The organism is Asanoa sp. WMMD1127, assembly GCF_029626225.1.
In the GTDB taxonomy this organism is placed as follows: Bacteria; Actinomycetota; Actinomycetes; order Mycobacteriales; family Micromonosporaceae; genus Asanoa.
The window spans coordinates 810,576-833,786 of sequence record NZ_JARUBP010000001.1 but is presented as its reverse complement, the minus strand read 5'-3'; the positions used below and the strand labels follow the sequence as shown (position 1 = coordinate 833,786).

At 72.3% G+C, this 23,211-nt stretch carries 23 protein-coding genes; 13 read left to right on the top strand and 10 right to left on the bottom strand.

Going from position 1 to position 23,211, the window contains the following annotated elements; genetic code table 11:
* The first annotated feature begins 2 nt into the window (after window positions 1-2).
* A complete protein-coding gene (locus tag O7635_RS04090; RefSeq protein ID WP_278079067.1) occupies window positions 3-251 on the top strand; it encodes a hypothetical protein in 249 nt (82 codons plus the stop codon).
* Here O7635_RS04090 and O7635_RS04085 read toward each other — a convergent pair.
* Window positions 248-994 (bottom strand): DUF6082 family protein, encoded by a 747-nt coding sequence (locus O7635_RS04085; protein WP_278079066.1) that lies wholly within the window; start codon window positions 992-994, stop codon window positions 248-250. The genes O7635_RS04090 and O7635_RS04085 overlap by 4 nt on opposite strands.
* 332 nt (window positions 995-1,326) lie before the next feature.
* Here O7635_RS04085 and mfd point away from each other — a divergent pair, with 332 nt between their 5' ends.
* Genes mfd through O7635_RS04070 form a run of 3 tightly spaced genes read left to right on the top strand, consistent with a single transcriptional unit; the run spans window position 1,327 to window position 6,629 of the window.
* Window positions 1,327-4,905, top strand: coding sequence for a transcription-repair coupling factor (gene mfd, locus O7635_RS04080; protein WP_278079065.1), 3,579 nt, complete (start codon window positions 1,327-1,329; stop codon window positions 4,903-4,905).
* 38 nt (window positions 4,906-4,943) lie between these two features.
* A complete protein-coding gene (locus tag O7635_RS04075) occupies window positions 4,944-5,684 on the top strand; it encodes a hypothetical protein (protein WP_278079064.1) in 741 nt (246 codons plus the stop codon).
* 3 nt (window positions 5,685-5,687) lie between these two features.
* Window positions 5,688-6,629: a MazG family protein gene (locus O7635_RS04070; protein WP_278079063.1), complete on the top strand. Its 942-nt coding sequence runs from the start codon at window positions 5,688-5,690 to the stop codon at window positions 6,627-6,629.
* A gap of 8 nt (window positions 6,630-6,637) precedes the next feature.
* On the opposite strand, the gene O7635_RS04065 is transcribed toward O7635_RS04070, so the two are convergent.
* Window positions 6,638-7,609: a DMT family transporter gene (locus O7635_RS04065; protein WP_278079062.1), complete on the bottom strand. Its 972-nt coding sequence runs from the start codon at window positions 7,607-7,609 to the stop codon at window positions 6,638-6,640.
* Between the two features lie 67 nt (window positions 7,610-7,676).
* On the opposite strand from O7635_RS04065, the gene O7635_RS04060 reads away from it, so the two are divergent.
* Genes O7635_RS04060 through O7635_RS04050 form a run of 3 tightly spaced genes read left to right on the top strand, consistent with a single transcriptional unit; the run spans window position 7,677 to window position 11,163 of the window.
* Window positions 7,677-9,065: a PLP-dependent aminotransferase family protein gene (locus O7635_RS04060; RefSeq protein WP_278079061.1), complete on the top strand. Its 1,389-nt coding sequence runs from the start codon at window positions 7,677-7,679 to the stop codon at window positions 9,063-9,065.
* 23 nt (window positions 9,066-9,088) lie between these two features.
* Window positions 9,089-10,711 (top strand): DUF885 domain-containing protein, encoded by a 1,623-nt coding sequence (locus O7635_RS04055; RefSeq protein WP_278079060.1) that lies wholly within the window; start codon window positions 9,089-9,091, stop codon window positions 10,709-10,711.
* Window positions 10,708-11,163, top strand: coding sequence for an ASCH domain-containing protein (locus tag O7635_RS04050; RefSeq protein WP_278079059.1), 456 nt, complete (start codon window positions 10,708-10,710; stop codon window positions 11,161-11,163). Before O7635_RS04055 ends, O7635_RS04050 begins: the two co-directional genes overlap by 4 nt.
* On the opposite strand, the gene nudC is transcribed toward O7635_RS04050, so the two are convergent.
* On the bottom strand, window positions 11,112-11,912 hold the full coding sequence (nudC, locus tag O7635_RS04045; RefSeq protein ID WP_278079058.1) for an NAD(+) diphosphatase: 801 nt from the start codon (window positions 11,910-11,912) through the stop codon (window positions 11,112-11,114). The genes O7635_RS04050 and nudC overlap by 52 nt on opposite strands.
* Before the next feature lie 99 nt (window positions 11,913-12,011).
* Here nudC and eno point away from each other — a divergent pair, with 99 nt between their 5' ends.
* From eno to O7635_RS04015, 6 genes are all read left to right on the top strand, one after another.
* A complete protein-coding gene (gene eno, locus O7635_RS04040) occupies window positions 12,012-13,298 on the top strand; it encodes a phosphopyruvate hydratase (RefSeq protein ID WP_278079057.1) in 1,287 nt (428 codons plus the stop codon).
* Between the two features lie 69 nt (window positions 13,299-13,367).
* On the top strand, window positions 13,368-13,973 hold the full coding sequence (locus O7635_RS04035) for a septum formation initiator family protein (protein WP_278079056.1): 606 nt from the start codon (window positions 13,368-13,370) through the stop codon (window positions 13,971-13,973).
* Window positions 13,970-14,479 carry a DUF501 domain-containing protein gene (locus O7635_RS04030; RefSeq protein WP_278079055.1) on the top strand — a complete coding sequence of 170 codons (510 nt, stop codon included), beginning with the start codon at window positions 13,970-13,972 and terminating at the stop codon, window positions 14,477-14,479. The genes O7635_RS04035 and O7635_RS04030 overlap by 4 nt, the downstream gene beginning before the upstream one ends.
* Complete coding sequence (locus O7635_RS04025) at window positions 14,479-14,982, top strand: amino-acid N-acetyltransferase (RefSeq protein WP_278079054.1); 504 nt, start codon at window positions 14,479-14,481, stop codon at window positions 14,980-14,982. The genes O7635_RS04030 and O7635_RS04025 overlap by 1 nt, the downstream gene beginning before the upstream one ends.
* Window positions 14,983-14,992: 10 nt before the next feature.
* Window positions 14,993-15,913 (top strand): Ppx/GppA phosphatase family protein, encoded by a 921-nt coding sequence (locus tag O7635_RS04020; protein WP_278079053.1) that lies wholly within the window; start codon window positions 14,993-14,995, stop codon window positions 15,911-15,913.
* Window positions 15,914-15,915: 2 nt separating this feature from the next.
* The gene (locus tag O7635_RS04015) at window positions 15,916-16,650 is read left to right on the top strand and encodes a VOC family protein (protein WP_278079052.1); all 735 of its coding nucleotides are present in this window, start codon (window positions 15,916-15,918) and stop codon (window positions 16,648-16,650) included.
* 41 nt (window positions 16,651-16,691) lie between these two features.
* Here the strand turns inward: O7635_RS04015 and O7635_RS04010 are convergent, their stop codons facing one another.
* The 7 genes from O7635_RS04010 to O7635_RS03980 all read right to left on the bottom strand — a co-directional run bounded on the left by O7635_RS04010 (window position 16,692) and on the right by O7635_RS03980 (window position 23,203).
* Complete coding sequence (locus tag O7635_RS04010; protein WP_278079051.1) at window positions 16,692-18,080, bottom strand: NAD(P)/FAD-dependent oxidoreductase; 1,389 nt, start codon at window positions 18,078-18,080, stop codon at window positions 16,692-16,694.
* 88 nt (window positions 18,081-18,168) lie between these two features.
* Window positions 18,169-18,735 carry a hypothetical protein gene (locus tag O7635_RS04005; protein ID WP_278079050.1) on the bottom strand — a complete coding sequence of 189 codons (567 nt, stop codon included), beginning with the start codon at window positions 18,733-18,735 and terminating at the stop codon, window positions 18,169-18,171.
* On the bottom strand, window positions 18,732-20,075 hold the full coding sequence (locus O7635_RS04000) for a DUF58 domain-containing protein (RefSeq protein ID WP_278079049.1): 1,344 nt from the start codon (window positions 20,073-20,075) through the stop codon (window positions 18,732-18,734). The genes O7635_RS04005 and O7635_RS04000 overlap by 4 nt, the downstream gene beginning before the upstream one ends.
* Window positions 20,075-21,121, bottom strand: coding sequence for a MoxR family ATPase (locus tag O7635_RS03995; protein ID WP_278079048.1), 1,047 nt, complete (start codon window positions 21,119-21,121; stop codon window positions 20,075-20,077). The genes O7635_RS04000 and O7635_RS03995 overlap by 1 nt, the downstream gene beginning before the upstream one ends.
* Window positions 21,118-21,747: a hypothetical protein gene (locus O7635_RS03990; protein ID WP_278079047.1), complete on the bottom strand. Its 630-nt coding sequence runs from the start codon at window positions 21,745-21,747 to the stop codon at window positions 21,118-21,120. Before O7635_RS03990 ends, O7635_RS03995 begins: the two co-directional genes overlap by 4 nt.
* The gene (locus tag O7635_RS03985; RefSeq protein ID WP_278079046.1) at window positions 21,744-22,457 is read right to left on the bottom strand and encodes a DUF4129 domain-containing protein; all 714 of its coding nucleotides are present in this window, start codon (window positions 22,455-22,457) and stop codon (window positions 21,744-21,746) included. Before O7635_RS03985 ends, O7635_RS03990 begins: the two co-directional genes overlap by 4 nt.
* Window positions 22,458-22,459: 2 nt before the next feature.
* Window positions 22,460-23,203, bottom strand: coding sequence for a uracil-DNA glycosylase (locus O7635_RS03980; protein WP_278079045.1), 744 nt, complete (start codon window positions 23,201-23,203; stop codon window positions 22,460-22,462).
* Between the last annotated feature and the right edge of the window lie 8 nt (window positions 23,204-23,211).

Genomic DNA, 23,211 nt, shown 5'->3' with positions numbered 1-23,211 from the left:
CCATGAAGATCGTTCGTCGGCACGGTTCGTCGCCCAAGGAGCGCTGCAGCACCAACATCAGCTGCCCCGACGTGCTCGAGCTTGCGGACGGCAACTTCGCTGTCATCGGACTGGACGCGACCGAGGAACTCGACGGCGAGCTGATCGACGTGGAAGCCGCCCGGGGCGCTCACGAGCGCATCGTGGTGTTGCCCCGCGAGGTGATGTTGGCCGCGCTCGGCGATATCAGGAAATCACAGACCCCCGACTAGGCGGCCTCCGCGAGCGGTCGTTCATCCCACTCGGCCTGGGTGGTCGCGCAGCTGCGCTGGGTCTGCAGCAGGTGTTCGTATTCGGCGCAGACCGCGTTGCCGACCTTGTGCATCTGCTGTTCGAACGAGCCCGGCGCAGCCAATGCGGCGCGTGCGTTGGCGGTATCCGTCCAGAACTCGCGCATGATCGGACTGAGGAACAGATACCTGAAAACGCGCTGGAGTTCGGCTTCACTGAATTCAGAAATCTGAAGTCGCAGGACATGATGCTGCAAAATCAGGTTGGCGTACTGATATTGGCGGTCGCGGACGTCGGAGCTCACCGTCCGGGGCCAGACGGCCGCCAACAGCGGATCGTTCATCGACATCTTCACGAGATCGACGTGCAGATGCCGGAGGCTGGCCTCGGCGGTGCGGTGCAGTTCGGCCTGGGTCTGGATCAGTGCGTCACGCTGCACAGCCAGCTCGGATCGCTGCGACCGCAGCTCCGTGAACTGCATCCAGAACGTCACCACCACGGCGGCCAGCGCCAAACCGGAAAAGATCGCATTGAGCAGGCCGAACGACTCTCCCACGTTGGAGAGTTCGGCCCACCTCTGGCCGGTCGCCGTTTCGGCGATGGCGCTCACGGCGCCCAAGCCAAGAATCAAGGCCAGGGTCACGCCCACCGCTAGGGCGGCTGTCCACGACAGCACACGTCGCACCCGCGAAAGCGCCTTTCGGCTGCCCATTTCCTCGCCCATGTCGCCGCCAGCCGTCGGAGTGAATCCGTCCTACCGGATCCGCATACCTAGATGTTGGCATTACAACGCCAACGACACCAGAGTCGGCGTATGCGACAAGACGTGAGTGAACTCCCTGATCAAGCCGGTGCACCCTGATTGCAATTCGACTTCAGTCGCTTCAATGAATAGCTACTTAACTACATTGCAGTCGACTCTTCACCGCCGCGACGCCGACGACATGGGAAACGGCGAGGCGGGTTGTCGGGCCTCCGGCGTACTCTTGGAGCTGCACGTCGCACCCCCCTGCCTGCCGGCTGGGGGGCCTTCATGCGTGCCCGAGAGGATCATCCATGCTTCATGGTCTGTTGGCCGCGGCCCTGGGTGACGCGGGGTTGGCCCGTGCGCGCGATCTCGCTCGCGCCGGATTCCCTGACGCCGACGGGCTCGATCTGACCGCGCCCGCTGCCCTGCGTCCCTTTGTCGTCGCCGCCGTGGCGGCACAGGACACCGGCGGCGGCCGCCCGGTGCTGGCCGTCACCGCCACCTCCCGCGAGGCCGACGACCTCGCGGCGGCCCTGGCCAGCCTGCTGCCCCAGGACCAGATCGTGAGCTACCCCGCCTGGGAGACGCTGCCCCACGAGCGCCTCTCGCCGCGCTCCGACACCGTGGGGCGTCGGCTCGCCGTCCTCAGGCGGCTGGCCCATCCCGGCGACAATCCGGTCAAGGTCGTCGTCGCCCCCGTCCGGAGCATGCTGCAACCCCAGCTCAAGCGGCTCGGCGACCTCGAGCCGGTCGAGCTCAAGGCCGGCGAGGAGGCCGAGCTCGACGACATCGCGCGCCGCCTCAACGACATGGCGTACGCCCGGGTCGATCTGGTCACCAAGCGCGGCGAGTTCGCCGTGCGCGGTGGGATTCTCGACGTCTTTCCGCCCACCGACGAGCACCCCTCCCGGGTCGAGTTCTGGGGCGACCAGGTCGACGAGATCCGCACCTTCGCCGTCGCCGACCAGCGGACGATCGACAAGGTCGAGAGCATGTTCGCCCCGCCGTGTCGGGAGTTGCTGCTGACCGACGACGTCAAACGCAAGGCACGAGCGCTCAGCGAGAAGCACCCCGAGCTCCTCGAGATCCTCGACAAGCTGGCCGAGGGCATCCCGGTCGAGGGCATGGAGTCGCTCGCCCCGGCGCTGGTCGGCGCCGACCAGCTCGAGCTGCTCGTGCACTGCATGCCGAGCAACACCCACGTCCTCCTCTGCGACCCCGAGCGCATCCGCACCCGGGCGCACGACCTCGTGCGTACCAGCGAGGAGTTTCTCCAGGCCTCCTGGTCCGCGGCCGCCGTCGGTGGGCAGGCGCCGATCGACCTCGGCGCCGCCGCGTTCAAGACCCTGGCCGAGGTACGCCACGCGGCCGAAGAACTGCGCCAGCCCTGGTGGTCGGTGTCGCCGTTCGGCCTGGTCGAGAGCGTCGTCGAGGCCGAGCCGCAGCCGTGGGAGGACCCGGTCGAGGCGGTCACCGTCACCCCCGACACCGGCGACGCGATCGCGCTGGCGGCCCAGGCGACCACGCTCTACCACGGCGAGACCGAGAAGGTCATCAAGGACGTCGAGCAGTGGCGCACCGAGGGCTGGGCGATCGCGCTCGTCTTCGAGGGGCACGGGCCCGCCAACCGGGCCGTCGAGGTGCTGCGGGACGCCGGCCTCGGCGCCACCCTCACCGAGACGATCGACGAACCCCCGCGACCCGGCGAGGTGCTGGTCACCTGCGGTGGGCTCAACCACGGGTTCGTCGACGAGGCGGCCAGGCTGGTCGTGCTGACCGGCAACGACGTGACCGGCGGGCGCGGCGCGACCACGCGTGACATGCGCAAGATGCCGTCGCGGCGGCGCAACACGATCGACCCGCTGGAGCTGCGCAACGGCGACTTCGTCGTGCACGAGCAGCACGGCATCGGGAAATACGTCGAGCTGGTGCAGCGCGTCGTCAACGGCGCGAGCCGCGAATACCTCGTGATCGAGTACGCACCGAGCAAGCGCAACCAGCCCGGCGACCGGCTCTACGTGCCGACCGACCAGCTCGACCAGCTCTCCCGCTACGTCGGTGGCGAGACGCCGGCGTTGCACAAGATGGGCGGCACCGACTGGCAGAAGTCCAAGGCCCGCGCACGCAAGGCCGTCCGCGAGATCGCCGCGCAGCTGATCCAGCTCTACGCCGCCCGCAAGGCGTCCAAGGGGCACGCGTTCGGTCCCGACACGCCCTGGCAGCGCGAGCTCGAAGACGCCTTCCCGTGGACGGAGACGCCCGACCAGCTGTCCGCGATCGACGAGGTCAAGCACGACATGGAGCAGTCGATCCCGATGGACCGGCTGATCTGTGGCGACGTCGGCTACGGCAAGACCGAGATCGCGGTACGCGCGGCGTTCAAGGCCGTGCAGGACGGCAAGCAGGTCGCCGTGCTCGTGCCGACGACGCTCCTCGCCCAGCAGCACTTCAACACGTTCACCGACCGGATGAACCAGTTCCCCGTGCAGATCCGCCAGCTGTCGCGCTTCCAGACGCCGAAGGAGGCGGAGCAGACGCTCGACATGGCCGCGGCCGGCACCGCCGACATCGTGATCGGCACCCACCGGCTGCTGCAGTCGGCGACCCGCTTCAAGAACCTCGGCATGATCGTGGTCGACGAGGAGCAGCGGTTCGGCGTCGAGCACAAGGAACATCTCAAGTCCCTGCGTACGTCCGTCGACGTGCTGACCATGTCGGCGACGCCGATCCCGCGGACGCTGGAGATGGCGATCACCGGCATCCGGGAGATGTCGACGATCGCGACGCCGCCGGAGGAGCGGCACCCGGTGCTGACCTTCGTCGGCGCGCACGACGACCGCCAAGTGGCCGCGGCCATCCACCGCGAGCTGCTCCGCGACGGCCAGGTCTTCTACCTCCACAACCGGGTCGAGTCGATCGACCGGGCCGCCCGTCGGCTGCGGGAGCTCGTACCCGAGGCCCGGGTGGCGGTGGCGCACGGTCAGATGGGGGAGGACGCGCTGGAGAAGGTCATGGTCGGCTTCTGGGAGAAGGAGTACGACGTCCTCGTCTGCACCACGATCGTCGAGTCGGGCATCGACATCCCCAACGCCAACACGCTGATCGTGGAGCGGGCCGACCTGCTCGGTCTCGCCCAGCTGCACCAGATCCGTGGTCGGGTCGGCCGGGGCCGGGAGCGGGCGTACGCCTACTTCCTCTATCCACCCGAGAAGCCGCTGACCGAGCACGCCCACGAGCGGCTGGCCACCATCGCGCAGCACACCGAGCTCGGCGCCGGCATGTACGTGGCGATGAAGGACCTCGAGATCCGCGGCGCCGGCAACCTGCTCGGCGGCGAGCAGTCCGGGCACATCGAGGGGGTCGGCTTCGACCTCTACGTGCGGATGGTCGGCGAGGCGGTGTCGGCGTTCAAGGGCGAGAAGCCCGAGGAGGAGTTCGACTTCAAGATCGATCTCCCGATCGACGCCAACCTGCCGCACGACTACATCGCGGTCGAGCGGCTGCGGCTGGAGATGTACCGGAAGCTGGCCGAGGCCCGCACCACCGAGAAGCTCGACGAGATCGTGGCCGAGCTGACCGACCGCTACGGCGAGCCGCCGGAGCCGGTCCGCAACCTGGTGGCGATCGCCCGGTTCCGGCTGGTCATGCGGGCGCGGGGGATCACCGACGTCTCGGTGCAGGGCAAGCACCTGCGGTTCTCGCCGATGCCGCTGCCCGACTCGCGGCAGCTGCGGCTCAAGCGCTACCACCCGGACGCCGTCTACAAGTCGGCGATCGACCAGGTCAGCGTGCCGCGCCCGACGACGCGGCGGATCGGCGGCGAGCCGCTGCGCGACCAGGCGCTGCTGGAGTGGTGTGAGCAGCTGGTCCGCGACGTCCTGGGGTGACAGGCAGCGCGGGCACGGGGCGTGAGAGAGTGTCGACCATGCTTCGTGCCCGCCGCATCGCGTCGATCGCCGTCGTCGCCGCCCTCGGCCTGGGTGGCCTGGCGGCCTGCCGTTCCGAGCCGTCCGTGGCCGCCTACCTGGGCGACCGGAAGGTGACCGAGGACCAGGTCACGCAGATCTTCGACGGCGCCGGTGCGGGCGCGACGGCGACGCCGGCGCCGCAGGAGCAGCAGCAGCCCGGCGCCGAGCCGACCAAGGCGCCCGGTCCGGCCGTCAGTCGGCAGCAGGTCGTCGACCTCGAGGTCAGCCTCGACCTGGGTCGCAAGGTGGCCAGCGAGCAGGGTGTGCAGCCGGTCAACGCGGTCACCGAGGACCAGGTGGCGGCCGAGCTCGGGGTGCCGGCGGGCAGCGAGTACGCCAAGGACTACACCGAGTGGGTCAACCTCTCGCAGGGAATCTTCGCCAAGATCGGCAACAGCGTGCCGGCGGTGACCGACGACCAGCTGCGCGGGGTGTACGACGCCCTCGTCAAGGTCAACGCGATCGACCCCGGCTTCGACCTGCCGCAGATCAAGCAGGCGTTCGGCGGCGGCGAGTTCGTGGCGGCCGCGTACCAGCTGACCGGGCTCCTGGAGAAGGCCGCCTCGGCCAGCGACACCACGGTCAACCCGCGTTACCTGCCGCTGTCGGCCCCGATGGTGGTCTCCTCGCAGGGCGGCGCCGTCTTCTACGACCTGCCCTACCTGGCCGGCAGCGACACCGTCAACGACCGCGCCTGAGGTATGCCGCGCATCCTGCTCCTGGTCACGTCGCCGCGGCTGCCCGCCGGTCTGTTGACGGCGGCCGCGTGGGACGCCGTGCGCGCCCAGCCCGTGCTGGCCGCGGCCGAGACCCCGCTGACCGACGCCATCCGCCAGGCCGGCGGCGCGGTGACACTCGTCGAGCCGCGGGTCGACACGCTGCTCGCGCACGCCCGCGAGACCGACGTGGTCTGGCTGGCTGGCCCGACGGGCGATCCGGACCTGGCCCGCGAGCTGGGCGTACGCCTCGCCCGTGAGCCCGGCCTGGCCGAGCTGGAAGTGACTTACGGTTCCTGGGACCCGGCCGGCGCCCGCCTGCTCGACGCGGTCACCGTGATGGACCGCCTCGCCTCGCCCGGCGGCGACCCGTGGAAGCGGGCCCAGACCCACCAGTCGCTGGCGCAGTTCATGCTGGAGGAGGCCTACGAGGCCTACGACGCGATCGAGGCCGAGGACCTGGTGGGCCTGCGGGAGGAGCTCGGCGACGTGCTGCTCCAGGTGGTCCTGCACGCCCGGCTGGCCGAGGAGCTGCCCGAGGACCGTCGCTGGACCATCGACGACGTGGCCGGCGACCTCGTCGACAAGATGATCCGTCGCAACCCGCACGTCTTCGCCGGCACCGAGGTCGGCTCGGTCGACGAGATCATCGCCAACTGGGAGCAGATCAAGAAGGCCGAGAAGTCTCGCGACTCGGCCATGGACGGTGTCGCACTGGCCCAGCCGGCGCTGGCGCTGGCCGCCAAGTTCCTCCAGCGGGTGGAGCGCGCGGGCCTGTCCGTGCCGCTGCCCGAGGGCGACGACCTCGGCGCGCGGTTGCTCCGCCTCGTCGCCGCCGCCCGAGCCGCGGGCGAGGACCCGGAGGCGGAGCTGCGCGCCGCCGCCCTTCGCTACGCCGACACCGTCCGCGCAGCCGAACGCTCCTGACCTTCCCACTACGTCGTGGCGGTCAGGGCGGCCGGCTCGGGGGCCCGCGATTGTTCGGCGCTCGGCGGCTGCTCAGCGCTGGCTGGCGCCTCGGTGCGTGACCGGCCGGTGAGGCCGAAGGCCAGCCCGACCGCGACCGTCAGCACCCCGAGCGCCGGCCCGACCCCCGGCAGCGCCGTCGCCATCACCGCCGCCGTGGCCAGGGTGGCGACCGGCATCAGGCCGACCAGGATGCCGGCCCGTTCGACGCCGAGGCGTTCCAGGCCGATGAACCAGACCACGAACGCCACGACCGTCATCAGGCCCGCGAGATAGACCAGCGCGCCGGCCTCGGTCGCCGTGGGTAGGCGCCAGGCCGCCGGCTCGCCGGCCACCAGGGCGCCGACCGCCAGCAGCGGCACCGCCAGGGCGCAGCTCCAGGCCGCCACCCGCACCGCTCCCAGGCGGGGCAGGACGATCGCGGCCAGGAGCGAGAACAGGATCTCGCCGGCCAGCGCGCCCGCGGCGCCGAGCAGGCCGACGGTGGTGGCCCGGCCCGTGCCCTCGACCAGCGCGGTGCCGGCGACCACGACGGTGGCCGCGACGATGAGCCGGGAGCTGGGCCGGCCGCGGGCGATCAGTGGGCCGAGCAGGGCCAGGCCCAGCGGCGCCGCGCCGATCACGGTGCCGACCACGGCCGGTTCGGTGTCGTGGTGCAGGGCCAGCATGATGCACGCGTTGAAGCCGGCCATCCCGGTCGCCGCGACCACGAGCAGGATGCCCAGCTCGCGGGCCGTCGGGCGGACCCCGGGCCGGGCGCCGCCGAGCCGTGGAAAGCGGTGGGCGATCAGGAACAGCACCGCGGCCGCCGCGGCGTACCGGATCGCCTGCGCGGTCAGCGTCGGATAGTCGAGCAGCAGTTGGCTGACGGAGACGGAGCTGCCGACCAGCGTCATGCCGAGCACGCAGAAGGCGACGGCCATGCCCTTCGAGATCCTCATGAACGAGACGCTAGGAGCACAATGGTCCGGTCAACAGGTCCACTCACGGCCCAGATGAGGAGACCACATGGAGGCGTTGCTCGACCTCGACCGCTCCCGTCCCGGGCTCGGCGACCAGCTCACCGCGGCACTGCGGGCCGCCATCGCCGACGGCCGGCTCGCGCCCGGCGCCCGCCTGCCATCGTCCCGTGGGCTCGCCGCCGACCTGCGCGTCTCCCGCGGCGTCGTGGTCGGCGCCTACGAGCAGCTCGTCGCCGAGGGTCGCCTGCTGACCCAGCGCGGCTCCGGCACGACCGTGGCCGCCCCCAGCGGCCCGCCGGCCGCGGCCGCCGGCGCGTATGTGGGTGCGGAGCCGACCCACGTCGGCGCGTTCGGTGGAAACCTGCCGGTGGACCTGCGGCCCGGGCAGCCGGACCTGGCCGCGTTCCCGCGGGCCGCCTGGCGCCGCGCCTATGAGCGGGCCCTGGCCGGCGCCACCGCGGCCGACCTGGGCTACGCCGGCGCCGCCGGCGCGCCCAGGCTCCGCGCGACCCTCGCCGACTATCTGGGTCGCGTGCGGGCCGCCCGGCTGACCGCCGACGACGTGGTGGTCACCACCGGCGCCGCGCAGGCGTTCGCGCTGGTCGCCCACCACCTGCGGAGAGCCGGCGCGGACCGGTTCGGTGTCGAGGAGCCGGGCAGCCCGAGCATTCGCGCCCACATGACCGCGCAGGGACTGCGGCTGGTGCCGATCCCGGTCGACGGCGACGGACTCGACGTCGACGCGCTGCGGGCGAGCGACGTGCCGGCGGTGCTGGTCACGCCGGCCCACCAATACCCGACCGGCGTCGTGCTCGCGCCGCACCGGCGGGCGGCGCTGATCGCCTGGGCCCGCGAGACGGGCGGCCTGATCGTCGAGGACGACTACGACGCCGAGTTCCGCTACGACCGCGACCCGGTCGGCTGCCTCCAAGGCCTTGCACCGGACGTCGTCGCGCACCTCGGGTCGGCCAGCAAGGCGCTCGCGCCGGCGCTGCGGCTCGGCTGGCTCTGCCCGCCGCGGCACCGGCGCGCGGCGATCCACGCCGCCAAGGAGGCGGCCGACTACGGCGGACCGGCGCTCGAACAGCTCGCCTTCGCCGACCTGCTGGCCACCGGCGGCTATGACCGGCACCTGCGCCAGGCCCGCCGGGCCCACCGGCGCCGCCGGGACGCGCTGGTCGCCGCGCTCGCCACCCACCTGGCCGGCTGCCGGGTGCACGGCGTCGCGGCCGGCCTCCACCTCGTGGTCGAACTGCCGCCCGGCACCGACGACGCCGCGCTGGCCGCCAAGGCGCACGCCGCGGGGCTCGGCCCGGTGCCGTTGAGCGCCACGCGGCTGAGCCCGGGCGGACCACCGGGTCTGGTCATCGGGTACGCCGGCCAGAGCCCCGACCGGATCACCGCGAGCATCCGCCGGCTGAGCGAGCTGGTCTGAGCTGATCGTCTAGGTTGGACCCCATGCCCGACTTCGTGCCTCTCGCCGAGCGGATCGTCGACGCGCTGCTGGACAGCGACCCGCACCTGGCCGCGTCGGCCGGCGACCACCGCCTCGACGGCGAGCTGCCCGACCTGTCCGCCGACGGGGTCATGACGCGGTTCGCGATGCTGCGCGACGCGAGCGGCGCCCTGACCGAGGTCGACAGCGACGCGCTGGACACCCAGGAGCAGGTCGACCACGCGATCCTGACGGCGCGGGTCGAGCGGGGCATGTTCGAGCTGTCCGAGGTGCGCGAGCACGAGTGGAACCCGCTGGCGCACAATCCGGGCGACCTGATCCACGAGCTGATCGCGCGCCCGTTCGCCCCGGTGGACGTACGCCTGGAAAGCCTGACCCAGCGACTCGAGGCCGTGCCGGACGCGCTGGCCACCGCCCGGTCCACGCTCGCCGCGATGCCCAGGATCCACGTCGAGACCGCGATCGGGCAGTTCGCCGGCACGGCCGCGCTGGTCCGCGACGAGGTGCCGGCGATGCTCGAGGAGGCGCCGCCGATGCGCGGCACGGTGCAGCCGGCCGCCGACGCCGCGGTCGCCGCCCTCGACGAGTTCGCCGACTGGCTGCGCGCCCAACTGCCGGCCGCCGAGCGCGACCCGCGCCTGGGCCGTCGGCTGTGGGAGGCCCGGCTCTGGCACACCCTCGACACGGAGCTGACCGCCGGGCAGGTGCTCGACCGGGCGCGGGAGAACCTCGAGCGGGTCGGCGAGGACCTGCGCCGGGCGGCGGCCGAGCTGACCGGCGGCCGGCCCGACGACGACACGGTGCGCGAGGCGCTGGGCCGGCTCGGCGCCGACCACCCCGACAACGACACGATCGTCGAGCTGGCCCGGCAGACGATGGTCGAGTGCACGGACTTCGTACGCGAGCACGACCTGGTGTCGCTCGTCGACGACCCGTGTGTGATCCAGGAGATGCCGGAGTTCGCCCGCGGCGTCGCGGTGGCCTACTGCGATTCGCCCGGCCAGCTCGAGACGGCCGAGCTGCCGACCTTCTACTGCATCTCGCCGACCCCGGCCGACTGGTCGCCGGAGCGGGTGGAGTCGTTCTACCGCGAATACAACAACCACATGATCCGCAACTTGACCGTGCACGAGGCGATGCCGGGGCACTACCTGCAGCTCGCCCACTCGCGCCGGTTCCAGGGCACCACCCGGGTCCGCAAGCTCGGCGTCTCCGGCCCGTTCGCGGAGGGCTGGGCGGTCTACACCGAGGAGGTGATGGCCGGCCTGCGGTTCGGCGGCCTGCCGATCCGCCTCCAGCAGCTCAAGATGCAGCTCCGGATGACCATCAACGCGATCCTCGACCAGGCCGTCCACTGTGACGGCATGACCGAGGAGGAGGCGATGGCGCTGATGACCGGGCCCGGCTTCCAGGAGGAGGGCGAGGCGGCCGGCAAGTGGCGCCGCGCGCTGCTCACCTCGACGCAGCTGTCCACCTACTTCGTGGGCTACCAGGAGATCCTGGACACCGCGCTGCGCCGCCCGGCCGGCACCGGCACCCGGCAGTGGCACGACGCGATGATCGCCCACGGCTCGCCGCCGCCGCGCCACCTCCCGCAGCTGCTCGGCCTGGCGCCGCGGTCATGAACCTCGACGACCTGCCCTTGGCCGAGTTCGCCTTCCCGGGCCCGCTGCGCGACAAGCTGGTGGCCGCCATCCTCAGTGGCGCCAAGACCTCGACGTCGGCGCTGTTGGCGGGCTACGTCGACGAGCCGCTGCCCGTGGTCGGCCAGGTCTCGGCGGTGGTCGACTCGGCCGGCCGGCGCGTGGCGGCGATCGAGCTCACCGAGGTACGCGTCGTCCGCTGCGGCGACGTCGACCTCCAGCACGCGATCGACGAGGGCGAGGGCTTCCGGTCCGTGGCCGAGTGGCGGGCGGGCCACGAGGAGTTCTGGCACAGCCCGGAGGTGCGGGCGGAGCTGGGCGACCCGGGCTTCACGGTTGACGACGACACGCAGATCGTCGCCGAGCGGTTCCGGGTCGTGTCTCAGGCCAGTTCGGCCACCGCGGCGTCGATCAGCCAGCGCGAGATCGAGTAGGTCGGCGGCAGCGCCTCCGGCAGGTCGCGCAGCGGCCACCAGCGCGCCTCGGCCAGCTCCTTGCCGTCGACCACCGGCTCGGCGTCGCGCGCGGCCGAGGCCAGGAAGCCCGTCAGCACGACGCCGGGGCCGGACATCGCCCACGGCTGGCTGCCGAAGTAGCGCAGGCCCGAGACGGTCAGGCCGACCTCCTCGGCGACCTCGCGGTGCACCGCCTCCTCCAGCGACTCGCCGGCCTCGACGAAGCCCGCCACCAGGGCCCACAGCTCGGTCGGCCCGTACGTGTGCCGGACCAGCAGGATCTCCTCGCCTCGGCGGATCGCGGTCAGCACGGCCGGGGAGAGCTGCATCGGGACGTAGAGGTCACAACCGGGGCAGCGGCGGGCGTGCTCGCCCGGGACGTCGGCCAGCTCGGTCGCGCACGCGCCGCAGTAGCGGTGACTGCGCCGCCAGGTGACGATCTGCAGCGCCCGGCCGGCCAGCGCGGTCCGCGGCTCGTCGAGGGCGGCCGCGATCGACGGCCAGCCGCGCCAGTCACCGAGCGTGTCGATCCGCTCGGGCAGCCCGGCGGCCCAGACCCGCACGCCGTCGAGGGAACCGACCGGCACCCACGCCACGTCGTCGGGCAGGTCGTCGAGGTCGGCGCGGCGGGGAAAGGGCGTCAACAGGCGGCGTCCGGCGACGAGCACGCAGTGGTCGGACGGGCTGGGCGGCCCCGCCGCCACGGCGTCGGGCACGAACCGGCTCACGGAGCCGAGGGTAACGCCCGATAGGCTCCTCGGGGACGACGGGACGCAGCGTCGCGGCCGTGAGCCCACGACATCAACACACGGCAGGGAGTCGGAACAGTGGCCACCATTGAGGGAATCGTCGCCCGGGAGATCCTGGACTCGCGCGGCAACCCCACCGTCGAGGTCGAGGTCGGGCTCGACGACGGCACGATCGCGCGGGCCGCCGTGCCGTCGGGCGCGTCGACCGGCGCGTTCGAGGCGCTGGAGCTGCGCGACGGCGACACGCAGCGCTACAACGGCAAGGGCGTCGAGAAGGCCGTCGCCAACATCGAGGAACGAATCGTCGACCAGCTGATCGGTTTCGAGGCCAGCGAGCAGCGGCTGATCGACCAGAAGATGCTCGACATCGACGGCACGCCCGACAAGTCGCAGCTCGGCGCGAACGCCATCCTCGGCGTCTCGCTGGCCATCGCCAAGGCCGCCGCCAAGTCGGCGGAGCTGAGCCTGTTCCGCTACCTGGGCGGCCCCAACGCACACCTGCTGCCGGTGCCGATGATGAACATCCTCAACGGCGGCGCCCACGCGGACTCCAACGTGGACGTTCAGGAGTTCATGATCGCCCCGATCGGCGCCCCGACGTTCCGCGAGGCGGTCCGCTCGGGCGCCGAGGTCTACCACGCGCTCAAGTCGGTGCTCAAGGCCAAGGGCCTGTCCACCGGCCTCGGTGACGAGGGTGGCTTCGCGCCGAACCTGCCGACCAACGCCGCCGCGCTCGACCTGATCGCCGAGGCCGTCGAGAAGGCCGGCTACCGGCTGGGCAGCGACATCGTGCTGGCCCTCGACGTGGCCGCGACCGAGTTCTTCGCCGACGGCGTCTACACGTTCGAGGGCGAGAAGCGCAGCGCCGACGAGATGAGCGCCTACTACGAGAAGCTCGTCGCCGACTACCCGATCGTGTCGATCGAGGACCCGCTGGCCGAGGACGACTGGGCCGGCTGGTCCGCGTTCACCGCGCGGGTCGGCGACCGGGTGCAGATCGTCGGCGACGACCTGTTCGTCACCAACCCGCAGCGGATCGCCCGCGGCATCGCCGAGCGCGCCGCCAACGCGGTCCTCGTCAAGGTCAACCAGATCGGCTCGCTCACCGAGACGTTCGACGCGGTCGACCTGGCCCACCGGGCCGGCTTCGCGACGATGATGAGTCACCGCTCCGGCGAGACCGAGGACACCACGATCGCCGACCTGGCCGTCGCGGTCGGCTCCGGCCAGATCAAGACCGGCGCGCCGGCGCGGTCCGACCGGGTCGCCAAATACAACCAGCTGCTCCGGATCGAAGAGGAACTCGCGGACGCGGCGCGCTACGCCGGCGCGGGCGCGTTCCCGAGGTACCGTTCGGCTAGCTGACCCCGCCTGTGCCGGGGCCTCCACGGAGGCCTCGGCGCGTCGGGACCTCGGGGGAGGGGGTGTCGGGTTGTGACGCAGCGCCGCATGCCGAGCGGGCAGGGGCCCTCCCGCCGCCCGAGCAGCAGCGCCGGCCGGGGTCGGGCAACCGCCCGGGCCAGCACACGGGAGACGGTCGTCGCCGCGCGGTCGGCGGCCACGCCACGCACGGCCAACCGGCCGGCCGCCGCGCGCCGCACCGGCGCCGGAGCCACCGGCGCCGCCGCCCGGCGCACCGCCGCGCCACAGCCACGCCGGCTCACCGGCCGGGCCACGGTGCTCGTCGCGGTGCTGATCGCGCTGGCTCTCGCGTACACCTATCCGATCCGGGTCTATCTCAACCAGCAGTCCGACATCGCCGAGATGCAGTCGGCCCAGTCCGCGCAGCGCGCCGAGATCAAGCGCCTGCAGGACGAGGCCGCGCTCTGGAAAGACCCCAACTACATCAAGACCCAGGCGAGGAGCCGCTTCTTCATGGTCCTCCCCGGCGAAGAGCTGTTGATCCTGCTCTCCGACCCCGACGGCGCCGCCCGTGACGCGGGCCTGCCGCCGCCGGGCGCGACGCCGCCCGAGCCCGATCCGTGGTACGACACGCTCTGGTCGAGCGTCGAGGCCGCCAACGCGGAAAGCACGCCGTGACGCCCGTCGGTGAGGCGGCGTCCGCCCGGGACCGGGCCGCCGTCGCCGCACAGCTCGGCCGGCCACCGCGGGCGATCCGCGCGGTCGCGCACCGCTGCCCGTGCAAGCTGCCGGACGTCGTCGAGACCACGCCGCGGCTGGCCGACGGCACGCCGTTCCCGACGCTGTTCTACCTGACCTGCCCGCGGGCCACGGCGGCGTGCAGCCGGCTCGAGTCGGCCGGGCTGATGAAGGAGATGGCCGCCCGGCTCGCCGACGACCCGGAGTTGGCCGCGCACTACCGGGCCGCGCACGAGGACTACCTGGCCCGGCGGGAGGCGGTCGCGCACGTCGAGGAGATCGACGGCATCTCGGCCGGCGGCATGCCGGGCCGGGTCAAGTGCCTGCACGTCCTGGTCGCCCACGCGCTGGCCGTCGGTCCAGGGGTCAACCCGTTCGGCGACGAGGCGATCGAGGCGATCGGCTCCTGGTGGGACGGTGGGCCGTGTGTCGAGGTCGCCGACTGATGGGCGACATCGCGGTCCGCCGGGCCCGCACGGGTGACGTGCGGGCCATCCGCCGGCTGATCGACACGTTCAGCACCGGCGGCCGGCTGCTGAGCAAGGCCACGGTCACGCTCTACGAGGACGTGCTCGAGTTCTGGGTCGCGGTCGACGGGTCCACCGTGGTGGGCTGTGGCGCGCTGCACGTGATGTGGGAGGACCTGGCGGAGATCCGCACGGTCGCCGTCGACCCGGACCACCAGGGCCGCAAGATCGGCTACGAGCTGGTCACCGCGCTGATCGCCGCCGCGCGCGACGTCGGTGTGCGCCGGGTGTTCGTGCTGACCTTCGAGACGGAGTTCTTCGGCCGGTTCGGCTTCCGTGAGATCGACGGCGCGCCGGTGCCGGCGACGGTCTACGAGCAGTTGCTGCGGTCGTACGACGAAGGTGTCGCGGAGTTCCTCGACCTGGAACGAGTGAAACCCAACACCCTGGGCAACACGCGGATGTTGCTGCACCTCTCGTAGTGTCGACCTTGTGACCCGGGTAGCTGCGATCGACTGTGGGACCAACTCCATCCGCCTCCTCGTCGCCGACGTGGGCGCCGACGGTCGGCTGACCGACGTGACCCGCCGGATGGAGATCGTCCGGCTCGGCCAGGGCGTCGACCAGACCGGCCGGCTGGCCCCCGAGGCCATCGAGCGGACCCGGGTGGCGCTGGCGGACTACACGGCCCAGATCCGGGCGCTGGGTGCGTCCCGGGTGCGGATGTGCGCGACCTCGGCGTCCCGCGACGCGGCCAACGCGGCCGACTTCACCGACATGGTGCTGACCACGCTCGGCGTGGCCCCCGAGGTGGTGACCGGCGACGAGGAGGCCCGGCTGTCCTACACCGGCGCGGTGCGGGGCCTGGTCGCGCCGGCGCCGTACCTGATCGTCGACATCGGCGGCGGATCCACGGAGTTCGTCACCGGCTCGTCGGACGCCGGACCCGACGCGGCGATCTCCGTCGACATCGGCTGCGTCCGCATGACCGAGCGCCACCTGCACAGCAACCCACCCACGGCGGCGGAGGTGACGGCCGCGGAGACCGACATCGCTGCGGCGGTCGACCGGGCGCTGGAGGCGGTCCCGGGCCGCGCGGCGGCGACGCTGGTCGGCCTGGCCGGCTCCGTGACCACGGTGGTCGGGATCGCGCTGGACCTGCCGGGCTACGACCCGGGCCGGATCCACCACGCCCGCGTCTCCTACGACGACGTGGCCAAGGTGACCGCGGACCTGCTGTCCAAGACCCCGGCGGAGCGCCTGGAAAACCCGATCATGCACCCGGGGCGGGCGGACGTCATCGGCGCCGGCGCCCTGGTGCTGCGCATCATCATGGAACGCGCGGGGATGACGTCGGTGATCGCCTCGGAGCACGACATCCTCGACGGCATCGCCTACAGCATCGGAGGCTAGGCATGGCGACGCGGCTCGTGCAGATCACGATGAAGGCCAGGGACGACTCGGCGCTCGGTGGTTTCTGGGCGCAGGTGCTCGGCTGGGAGGTCTCCAGCGAGGGACCCGGCATCACCAACCTCGAACCCCCTGACTTCGCCTATCCGGACCCCGTCGCGGTCTGCATCGACCTCGTGGCCTCGCAGGAACCCAAGACGGCGAAGAACCGTGTGCACGTCGACCTCGCCACCACCTCGACCCAGCACGAGGCGGAGCTGATCGCGCGCCTGACGGAGCTCGGCGCTGCGCGCGCCGACATCGGCCAGGGCGACGCCGAGTGGACGGTCATGACCGACCCCGAGGGCAACGAGTTCTGCGTGCTGAAGCCCGGGCCCCTCATCCAGGACACGGGGCCGATCGCCTCGGTGGTGGTCGACTGCGCGGATCCACGGGAGATGGCCCGGTTCTGGGGCGAGGCGATGGACTGGACGCTGCTGCGGGTGACCGACCACAACGCGGTGCTGCGCTCCGCCAAAGGCGTCGGACCCTATCTGCAGTTCCTGCGCACGCCCGACGTGAAGACCGGGTGGAACCGCGTGCATCTCGACATCCGCCCGTACCGCGGCGACGACGTCGACGTCGAGGTGGCCCGGCTGCGCAGCCTCGGCGCGAGCATCATCGAGCTCGACGAGAGTGTCACGTGGACGGTGCTGTCCGACCCGGAGGGCAACGAGTTCTGCCTCCTCGCCCCGGCCTGAGCACGAAAAGGGGCGCCCCCGAAATGGGGGGCGCCCCGATGTCATCTGCGAGCGGCTACCGGTTGTCGTTCCGCTGCGACCGGAGCGGCGGCCGGCGGCGCCGCCGGCGGGTCGATGTGCGGCGTCACGTCGGTGAACTCTTCCTTCGGGTCGTGCAGCTGACCCAGGGAGACGACCTCGCGGCGCAGGAAGAACGCCAGCACCCAGTCGATCAGGACCCGGACCTTGCGGTTGAAGGACGGGATTCGGCTGAGGTGGTAGGCCCGGTGCATCAGCCACGCGAGCGGGCCGGTCAACTTGACGCCGTAGACCTGGGCCACGCCCTTGTGCAGGCCGAGGCTGGCCACGCTGCCGACGTGCTTGTGCTTGTAGTCGACCGGCTCGCGCTCGCGGATGACCGCGCGGATGTTGTCGGCGAGCCGGCTGGCCTGGCGCACGGCGTGCTGCGCGCTCGGCGAGCACATCGCACCGGGCGGGCCGGTCAGGTCGGGGACGGCGGCGCAGTCGCCGGCGCTCCACGCGCCCTCGACCACCTTGTCGCCGTCGACGATCTGCAGCGCCGCGTTGGTGGTGAGCCGGCCGCGCTGGTCCTTGGGCAGGTCGACGAAGTCGAGCATCGGCGACGGCTTGACGCCCGCCGTCCAGACGATCGTGTCGGCCGGGAAGCTGTCGCCGTCGGAGAGCTTGACGACGCCGTCGACGCACGACTCGAGACGGGTGCCGAGCCGGATGTCGAGCTTGCGCTTGAGCAGCACCTGCACCGTGTAGGCGCCCATGTCGCGGTCGACCTCCGGCAGGATCCGGTTGGTGGCCTCGACCAGCACCCAGTGCATCTCGTCGACGGACAGCTCGGGGTAGTAGCGCTTGACCGCGTCGTGGGCCATGTCCTCCATCTCGGCCAGCGCCTCGATGCCCGCGTAGCCGCCACCGACGAACACGAAGGTCAGCGCCCGCTTGCGTACCTCCGGGTCGGCGGTCGCGGCTGCCACGTCGAGCTGGTCGAGCACGTGGTTGCGCAGGTAGATGGCCTCGCCGATGGTCTTGAAGCCGATGCCGTGCTCGCGCAGGCCCGGGATCGGCAGGGTGCGGGAGACCGAACCGGGCGCCACGATGATGTGGTCGTATTCGATCTCCCGGGGCGGCCCGACGATGGGCTGCACCGTGGCGACCTTGCGCTCGTGGGAGACGTCGGTGACCGTCCCCGCGACAATGTGACAGTTACGCAGCTCCCGGCGCAGCGGCACGACGGAGTGCCGCGGGGAGATGTTGCCCGCCGAGGCTTCCGGCAGGAACGGCTGGTAGGTCATGTGCGGCTGCGGATCGACGACGGTCACCTCGGCTTCGCGGGCACGCAGCTTCTTCGACATGCGAAGAGCGGCGTAAAGCCCGACGTGCCCGGCACCGACCACGAGAATCCGTTGAGGTCTCACGACATCAACGATCCTCTTCTCGGCGCGGAATTGCTCGGTCAGAAGGGCGATTTGTGATGGAGGACAACCATGTGACCTCCATGACTCTTCATGCCCGGCGCCGCACCAGCCACCCCAGCACCGCCGTCACCGTGACGGCCACGACCAACCCGCCCAGCGCGGCCAGGGTGAGCGCCTCGTCGTCGCCGATCCCGGCCACCGAGACCAGCAGCACTCCGGCGACCGACGCCGCCAGCACCACCGCGGCGGCCCGGGCCACCCAGCGCACCAGCACCTCGGTCGCCACCACGGCGTCGCTCGGCAGCACCGCGGCGAGCGCGGCCAGGGTGTGCGCCAGGTAGAGCGTGGCCGACAGGCCCAGCAGTCGCCAGAGCTGGATGCCCTCGACGGACTCGGCGGTCACGATCACCCAACCCACCACGATCGCCACGATGAGCAGCGTGGTGGTGGCGCCGCGCGGGGCCAGCGCCGGCAGCGCGGCCACCACGATCAGGGCGGCGACGGTACGGCCGAAGAACAGCGCGGGTGGGAACGCGAAGCCCATCGCGGCCACGAAGGCGGCGAAGATGCCGACGCGGACGAGCAGCGGGACCAGCGTGGCCCGCGTGACGGTGGTCTGCAGCCGCCGGAGGCGGTCGGTCAGCGCGCCGATCATCGACCCACCGCCTTGGGCGCCGAGGCCAGCCGGGCGACGTCGCGCAGCACCATGTCGAGGCTCCCTGCGCCGGCCCAGGCCACCACGGGCACGCCGTGCTCGCGGAGCTGGCCGATCATGTTGTCGCGTTCGAGCCGCCAGACCCGGTGCGCGATCTCCGTCCACGGCCCGCGGGCCGGCGGGGCCGCGCGTTCGGGCATGGTGTCGACCGCGACCACGTAGCGGCCGGACCGGGCCAGCCGCGCGAGCATCTCGGCCGAGCGGTTGTCGATCAGCGGGGTCAGCACCACGACCAGCGCGTTGTGGGAGAGCACCTGCGAGCCGAACACGGTGTCGTAGGGCTGGAACTCGGCCGGGTAGACCTTCACGTCGAGCAGCCACTCGAGGACGGTCAGGTATTGCCGGCGGCCCGTCGCGGGTCGGAGCCGGCGGGCGATCGGGCCATATTCGAGCAGCGACACCCGGTCGCCGCGGTGCAGGTAGTGCTCGGCGATCGCGGCGGCCGAGCGGACGGTCGTGTCGATCACCGACGCGGTGCCCTTGACCCCGCCGGACCGGCCGGCCTCGTTGAGCACGTCGAGCAGGAGCACGACCTCGGCGTCGCGGTCGGAGAGCGTCGCGGCGACGTGCAGCCGCTCGGTGCGCAGCGAGACCCGCCAGTCGATGCGGCGCAGCCGGTCACCGGGGCCGAAGATGCGCACGCCGGCCAGCTCGCCACCCTCGCCCGGCCGGCGGGAGCGGTGGCCACCGACCAGGCCGGCCGCCCGGGGCATCGCCTCGTCGGCGTCGAACGGCTCGGTCATCGGATAGACCCGCACGTTACGGGCACCGCTGACCACCGGGCGGCCGGCGATCAGCCCGTCGCACGCGGTGACCCGGGCGGACGCCGGGCCGAGCGGGTGCCGGCCCCAGCGCACGGCCTCGCCGTCGAGCTCGATCTCCTTGGCGCCGCCGCGGGCCACGGTGATCACGTGTGGCCGGTCGGCCTTCTCGACGGCCAGCCAGGGCGAGACGAGCGTACGCACGACGACCAGGTCATAGCCCACGGTGTCGCGGTTGACCACCTGGACGCCGGCCGTCAGCGCGGCCCCCTCGACGTGGTGGTTGTCGTCGGTCCCGAGCCGGACCTTGGGCACCGCGGCCGGCCGGCGGCGGAGGGCGTACGCGGTGCCGATCGCGAACGGTGTCGCGAGCACGACGAGGTCCACCCGGCCCAGCAGCACGCCGGCGATCAGCAGGAGGCCGGTGAGCAGCACCGCCCGGCCGAGCGCGCGGGTCGGCACCCACTGCGGCTCGGCCAGCTCCTCCTCGAGGACCGCCGGCGTCTCCAGCTCGCTCATTACGCGTGCCGGGACGGCGGAACTTCGGCCAGGCGTACGCCGGGGTTGGTGTCGGTCATCGCGTTGTAGCTCGGCAGCGCGCCACTGGCCGGCGCGGGCGTCTGGTCGAGCACCTCGGCGACGACGAACGACGGGTCGACCCGGCGCAGCCACATCTCCGGGCGCAACGTGATGCGGTGGGCCAGCGCGGGCAGCGCGACCTCCTTGACGTCCTCGGGCACCACGAAGTCGCGGCCGGCCAGCACCGCCTTCGCCCGGGCCAGCAGCAGCAGCGCCAGCGAGCCACGCGGGGACGCGCCGACCAGCACCGACGAGTGCTCGCGGGTGGCCGCGGTCAGGTCGACGATGTAGCGCCCGATCGAGTCCTCGACCGCCACGTCCTCGATCGCGGCCTGCATGCCGCGCAGCGTGCCGGCGTCGACGACCGGCGTCAGCTCGGCCTCTTCCTGGCGGCGGGACATCCGCCGCTGCAGCACGTCCCACTCCTCGTCGCGGGTCGGGTAGCCGAACGAGACCCGCAGCAGGAACCGGTCGAGCTGGGCCTCGGGCAGCGGGTAGGTGCCCTCGTACTCGATCGGGTTGGCGGTCGCGAGCACGTGGAACGGCGGGTCCAGCCGGTAGGTGACGCCCTCGACCGAGACCTGCTTCTCCTGCATGGCCTCGAGCAGCGCGGCCTGCGTCTTCGGCGGCGTCCGGTTGATCTCGTCGGCCAGCAGCAGGTTGGTGAACACGGGGCCGGCCCGGAAGCTGAAGTCGGCGCGCCGCTGGTCGTAGAGGAACGAGCCGGTCACGTCGGCGGGCAGCAGGTCGGGGGTGAACTGCAGGCGCCGGAAGTCGAGGCCGAGGGCCTGCGCGAAGGACCGGGCGGTCAGCGTCTTGCCGAGGCCCGGCAGGTCTTCGAGCAGCACGTGGCCGCCGGCCAGGATGCCGGCCAGCACCAGCTCGAGCGCGTCGCGCTTGCCGACCACCACGTTGCCGACCGAGTCGAGCACCGCCCGGGCCAACCGGCCGACCTCGTAGACGGGCACCGGCACCAGGTCTTTCATAACCTCTCCAATTGCTGGACGTACGCCGCCGCGTCGCGCGGCGCCAGGTTGCGGGTGGGCGGGGTGCCGAGGTAGCTCCACAGCTGGTCACCGAGCAGGGCGCGGGCCCGCTCGGGTTCGCCGGCGCGGGTCACGCCGTGTCGCTGGCGCAGCCGCTCGTCGGCGACCTCGACGATGGTGCGGTGCACCGCGCGGGCCGACCCGGCGTCGTTGCCGGCCCGCTGGAGCAGTCTTTCCCAACGGCCGACCACCGTACGCAACGCGTCGCGATCGGAGAAGTTGTAGGTGCCGTCCTCGGTGGTCGACGGCGCACGCCGGCGGTTGCGGGTGAGCTGGACGGGGGCCAGCGCACTGGTCACCCGGCGCAGCGCGATCAGCGCGACCATCACCCCGACCACCGCCGCGATCGGCACGGTGTAGCCGAACAGCCGCAGGCCGAACACCGCCACCGCGGCCAGCGCGGCGCCGACCACGATCGCCTTGATCCACCAGCGCAGGTCGGTGCCGGAGCGTTCGGTGAGCGGGCCCGGCTCGTCGTCCTCCTCGAACGTGAAGAGGTCGTCGATCAGCGTCTGGTCGTCGACCCGCTCGTCGAGATCGTCGTCGTAGTCGGCACTCGTGCTCATGCCGCCACTTCGCTGGTCAGCTCGGTGCGGATGCGCTGCAGGGCCGAGCGGGCCTGGGTGCGCATCCGGTCGTCGACGGCGTGGGTGGCGTAGCGCGCCTCGCGGTAGACGTCGGCCAGCGCGGCCAGCACGTCGGCGCTGATCTGGTGGGCGTGCAGCAGGCGGGCGACCAGGTCGGTGGGGCTGTCGCCGACCTGCCGGGGCGTGCCGGCCGCGGCGGCCGCCTGCTCGAGCCGCAGCCAGCAGGCGATCACGGCGCGGCGCGGGTCGCCGTCGGTGTCGGAGAGGTCGGTCAGGCCGGCGTCGACGGCGGCGACGACCTGGTCGGCGTTGGGCGCGGCCGGCAGCTGGTCCTCGTGGTATTTGACCGGGCGGCGGCGCAACCGGCGCAGCCCGTCGCGGACCAGGATCCAGACCACCACCACGATTACGGCGAGTACGACCGCCGCGCACAGCACGGCGGCGGCCGGCGCGAGCCAGCCGGGCAGCTCGTTGGGCTCGGCCGCCGCGACCTCTTCGGGCGTGGGCGGGAACGTCGGCGCGATCGGGGTGCTGAAGTCTTCCTGCCCACCGGGCGCCTGCTGCGTCTCGGTGCTCGCCTCGACCTGACCGATCTGCAGCGACGAGTGGCCGGCGGCCAGTGCGGCGAGGCCGAGCAGGCCCACGACGAGCGCGAGCGGCCACCAGCGGCGCAGGGACGCGAGATCCATGCCTATGCCCCCCCGGCCAGCTCCTTGGCCCGAGCGAAGATCTCGTCGAGCATGGTGGGCGTCAGCCGGCCGGTGAAGGTGTTCTGCTGGCTGACGTGGTAACACCCGAGCAGGTGCGGAACTCCACCGTCCGGGCTCGTCCAGTGTGCCCCATGGCCGAAGGCCGGGCGCGGACTGGGCGGCGTCCGACCGTAGACCCTGCTCATGGCGGGCCACCACGCGGCCCAGGCGAACGCCCCGAGCGCGACGACGACCCGCACCGTCGGTTTTACCAGCTCGAGCTCGCGCCAGAGCCAGGGCGCGCAGGTGTCGCGCTCGATCGGCGTGGGCTTGTTGTCCGGCGGCGCGCACCGCACCGACGCGAATACGCGCAGGTCGTGCAGCGTGAGCCCGTCGTCGACGGAGACGCTGGTCGGCTGGTTGGCGAGGCCAGCCCGGTGCAGCGCCGCGAACAGCACGTCGCCGGAGCGGTCGCCGGTGAAGATGCGGCCGGTGCGGTTGCCCCCGTGGGCGGCCGGCGCGAGTCCGAGGATCGCGATCCGGGCGTCGGCGGGACCGAAGCCCGGCACCGGCCGGCCCCAGTAGGTCCAGTCGCGGAAGGCGGCCCGCTTGGTCGCGGCCACCTCCTCGCGCCAGGCGACCAGCCGCGGGCAGGCGAAGCAGTCACACACGGCGGCGTCGAGCGCGGCCAGGTCGGCCGAGCCGGCCGCGCGTGTGACGACCTCGTCGGGGGAGCGCACCTCCACCGCTCGTT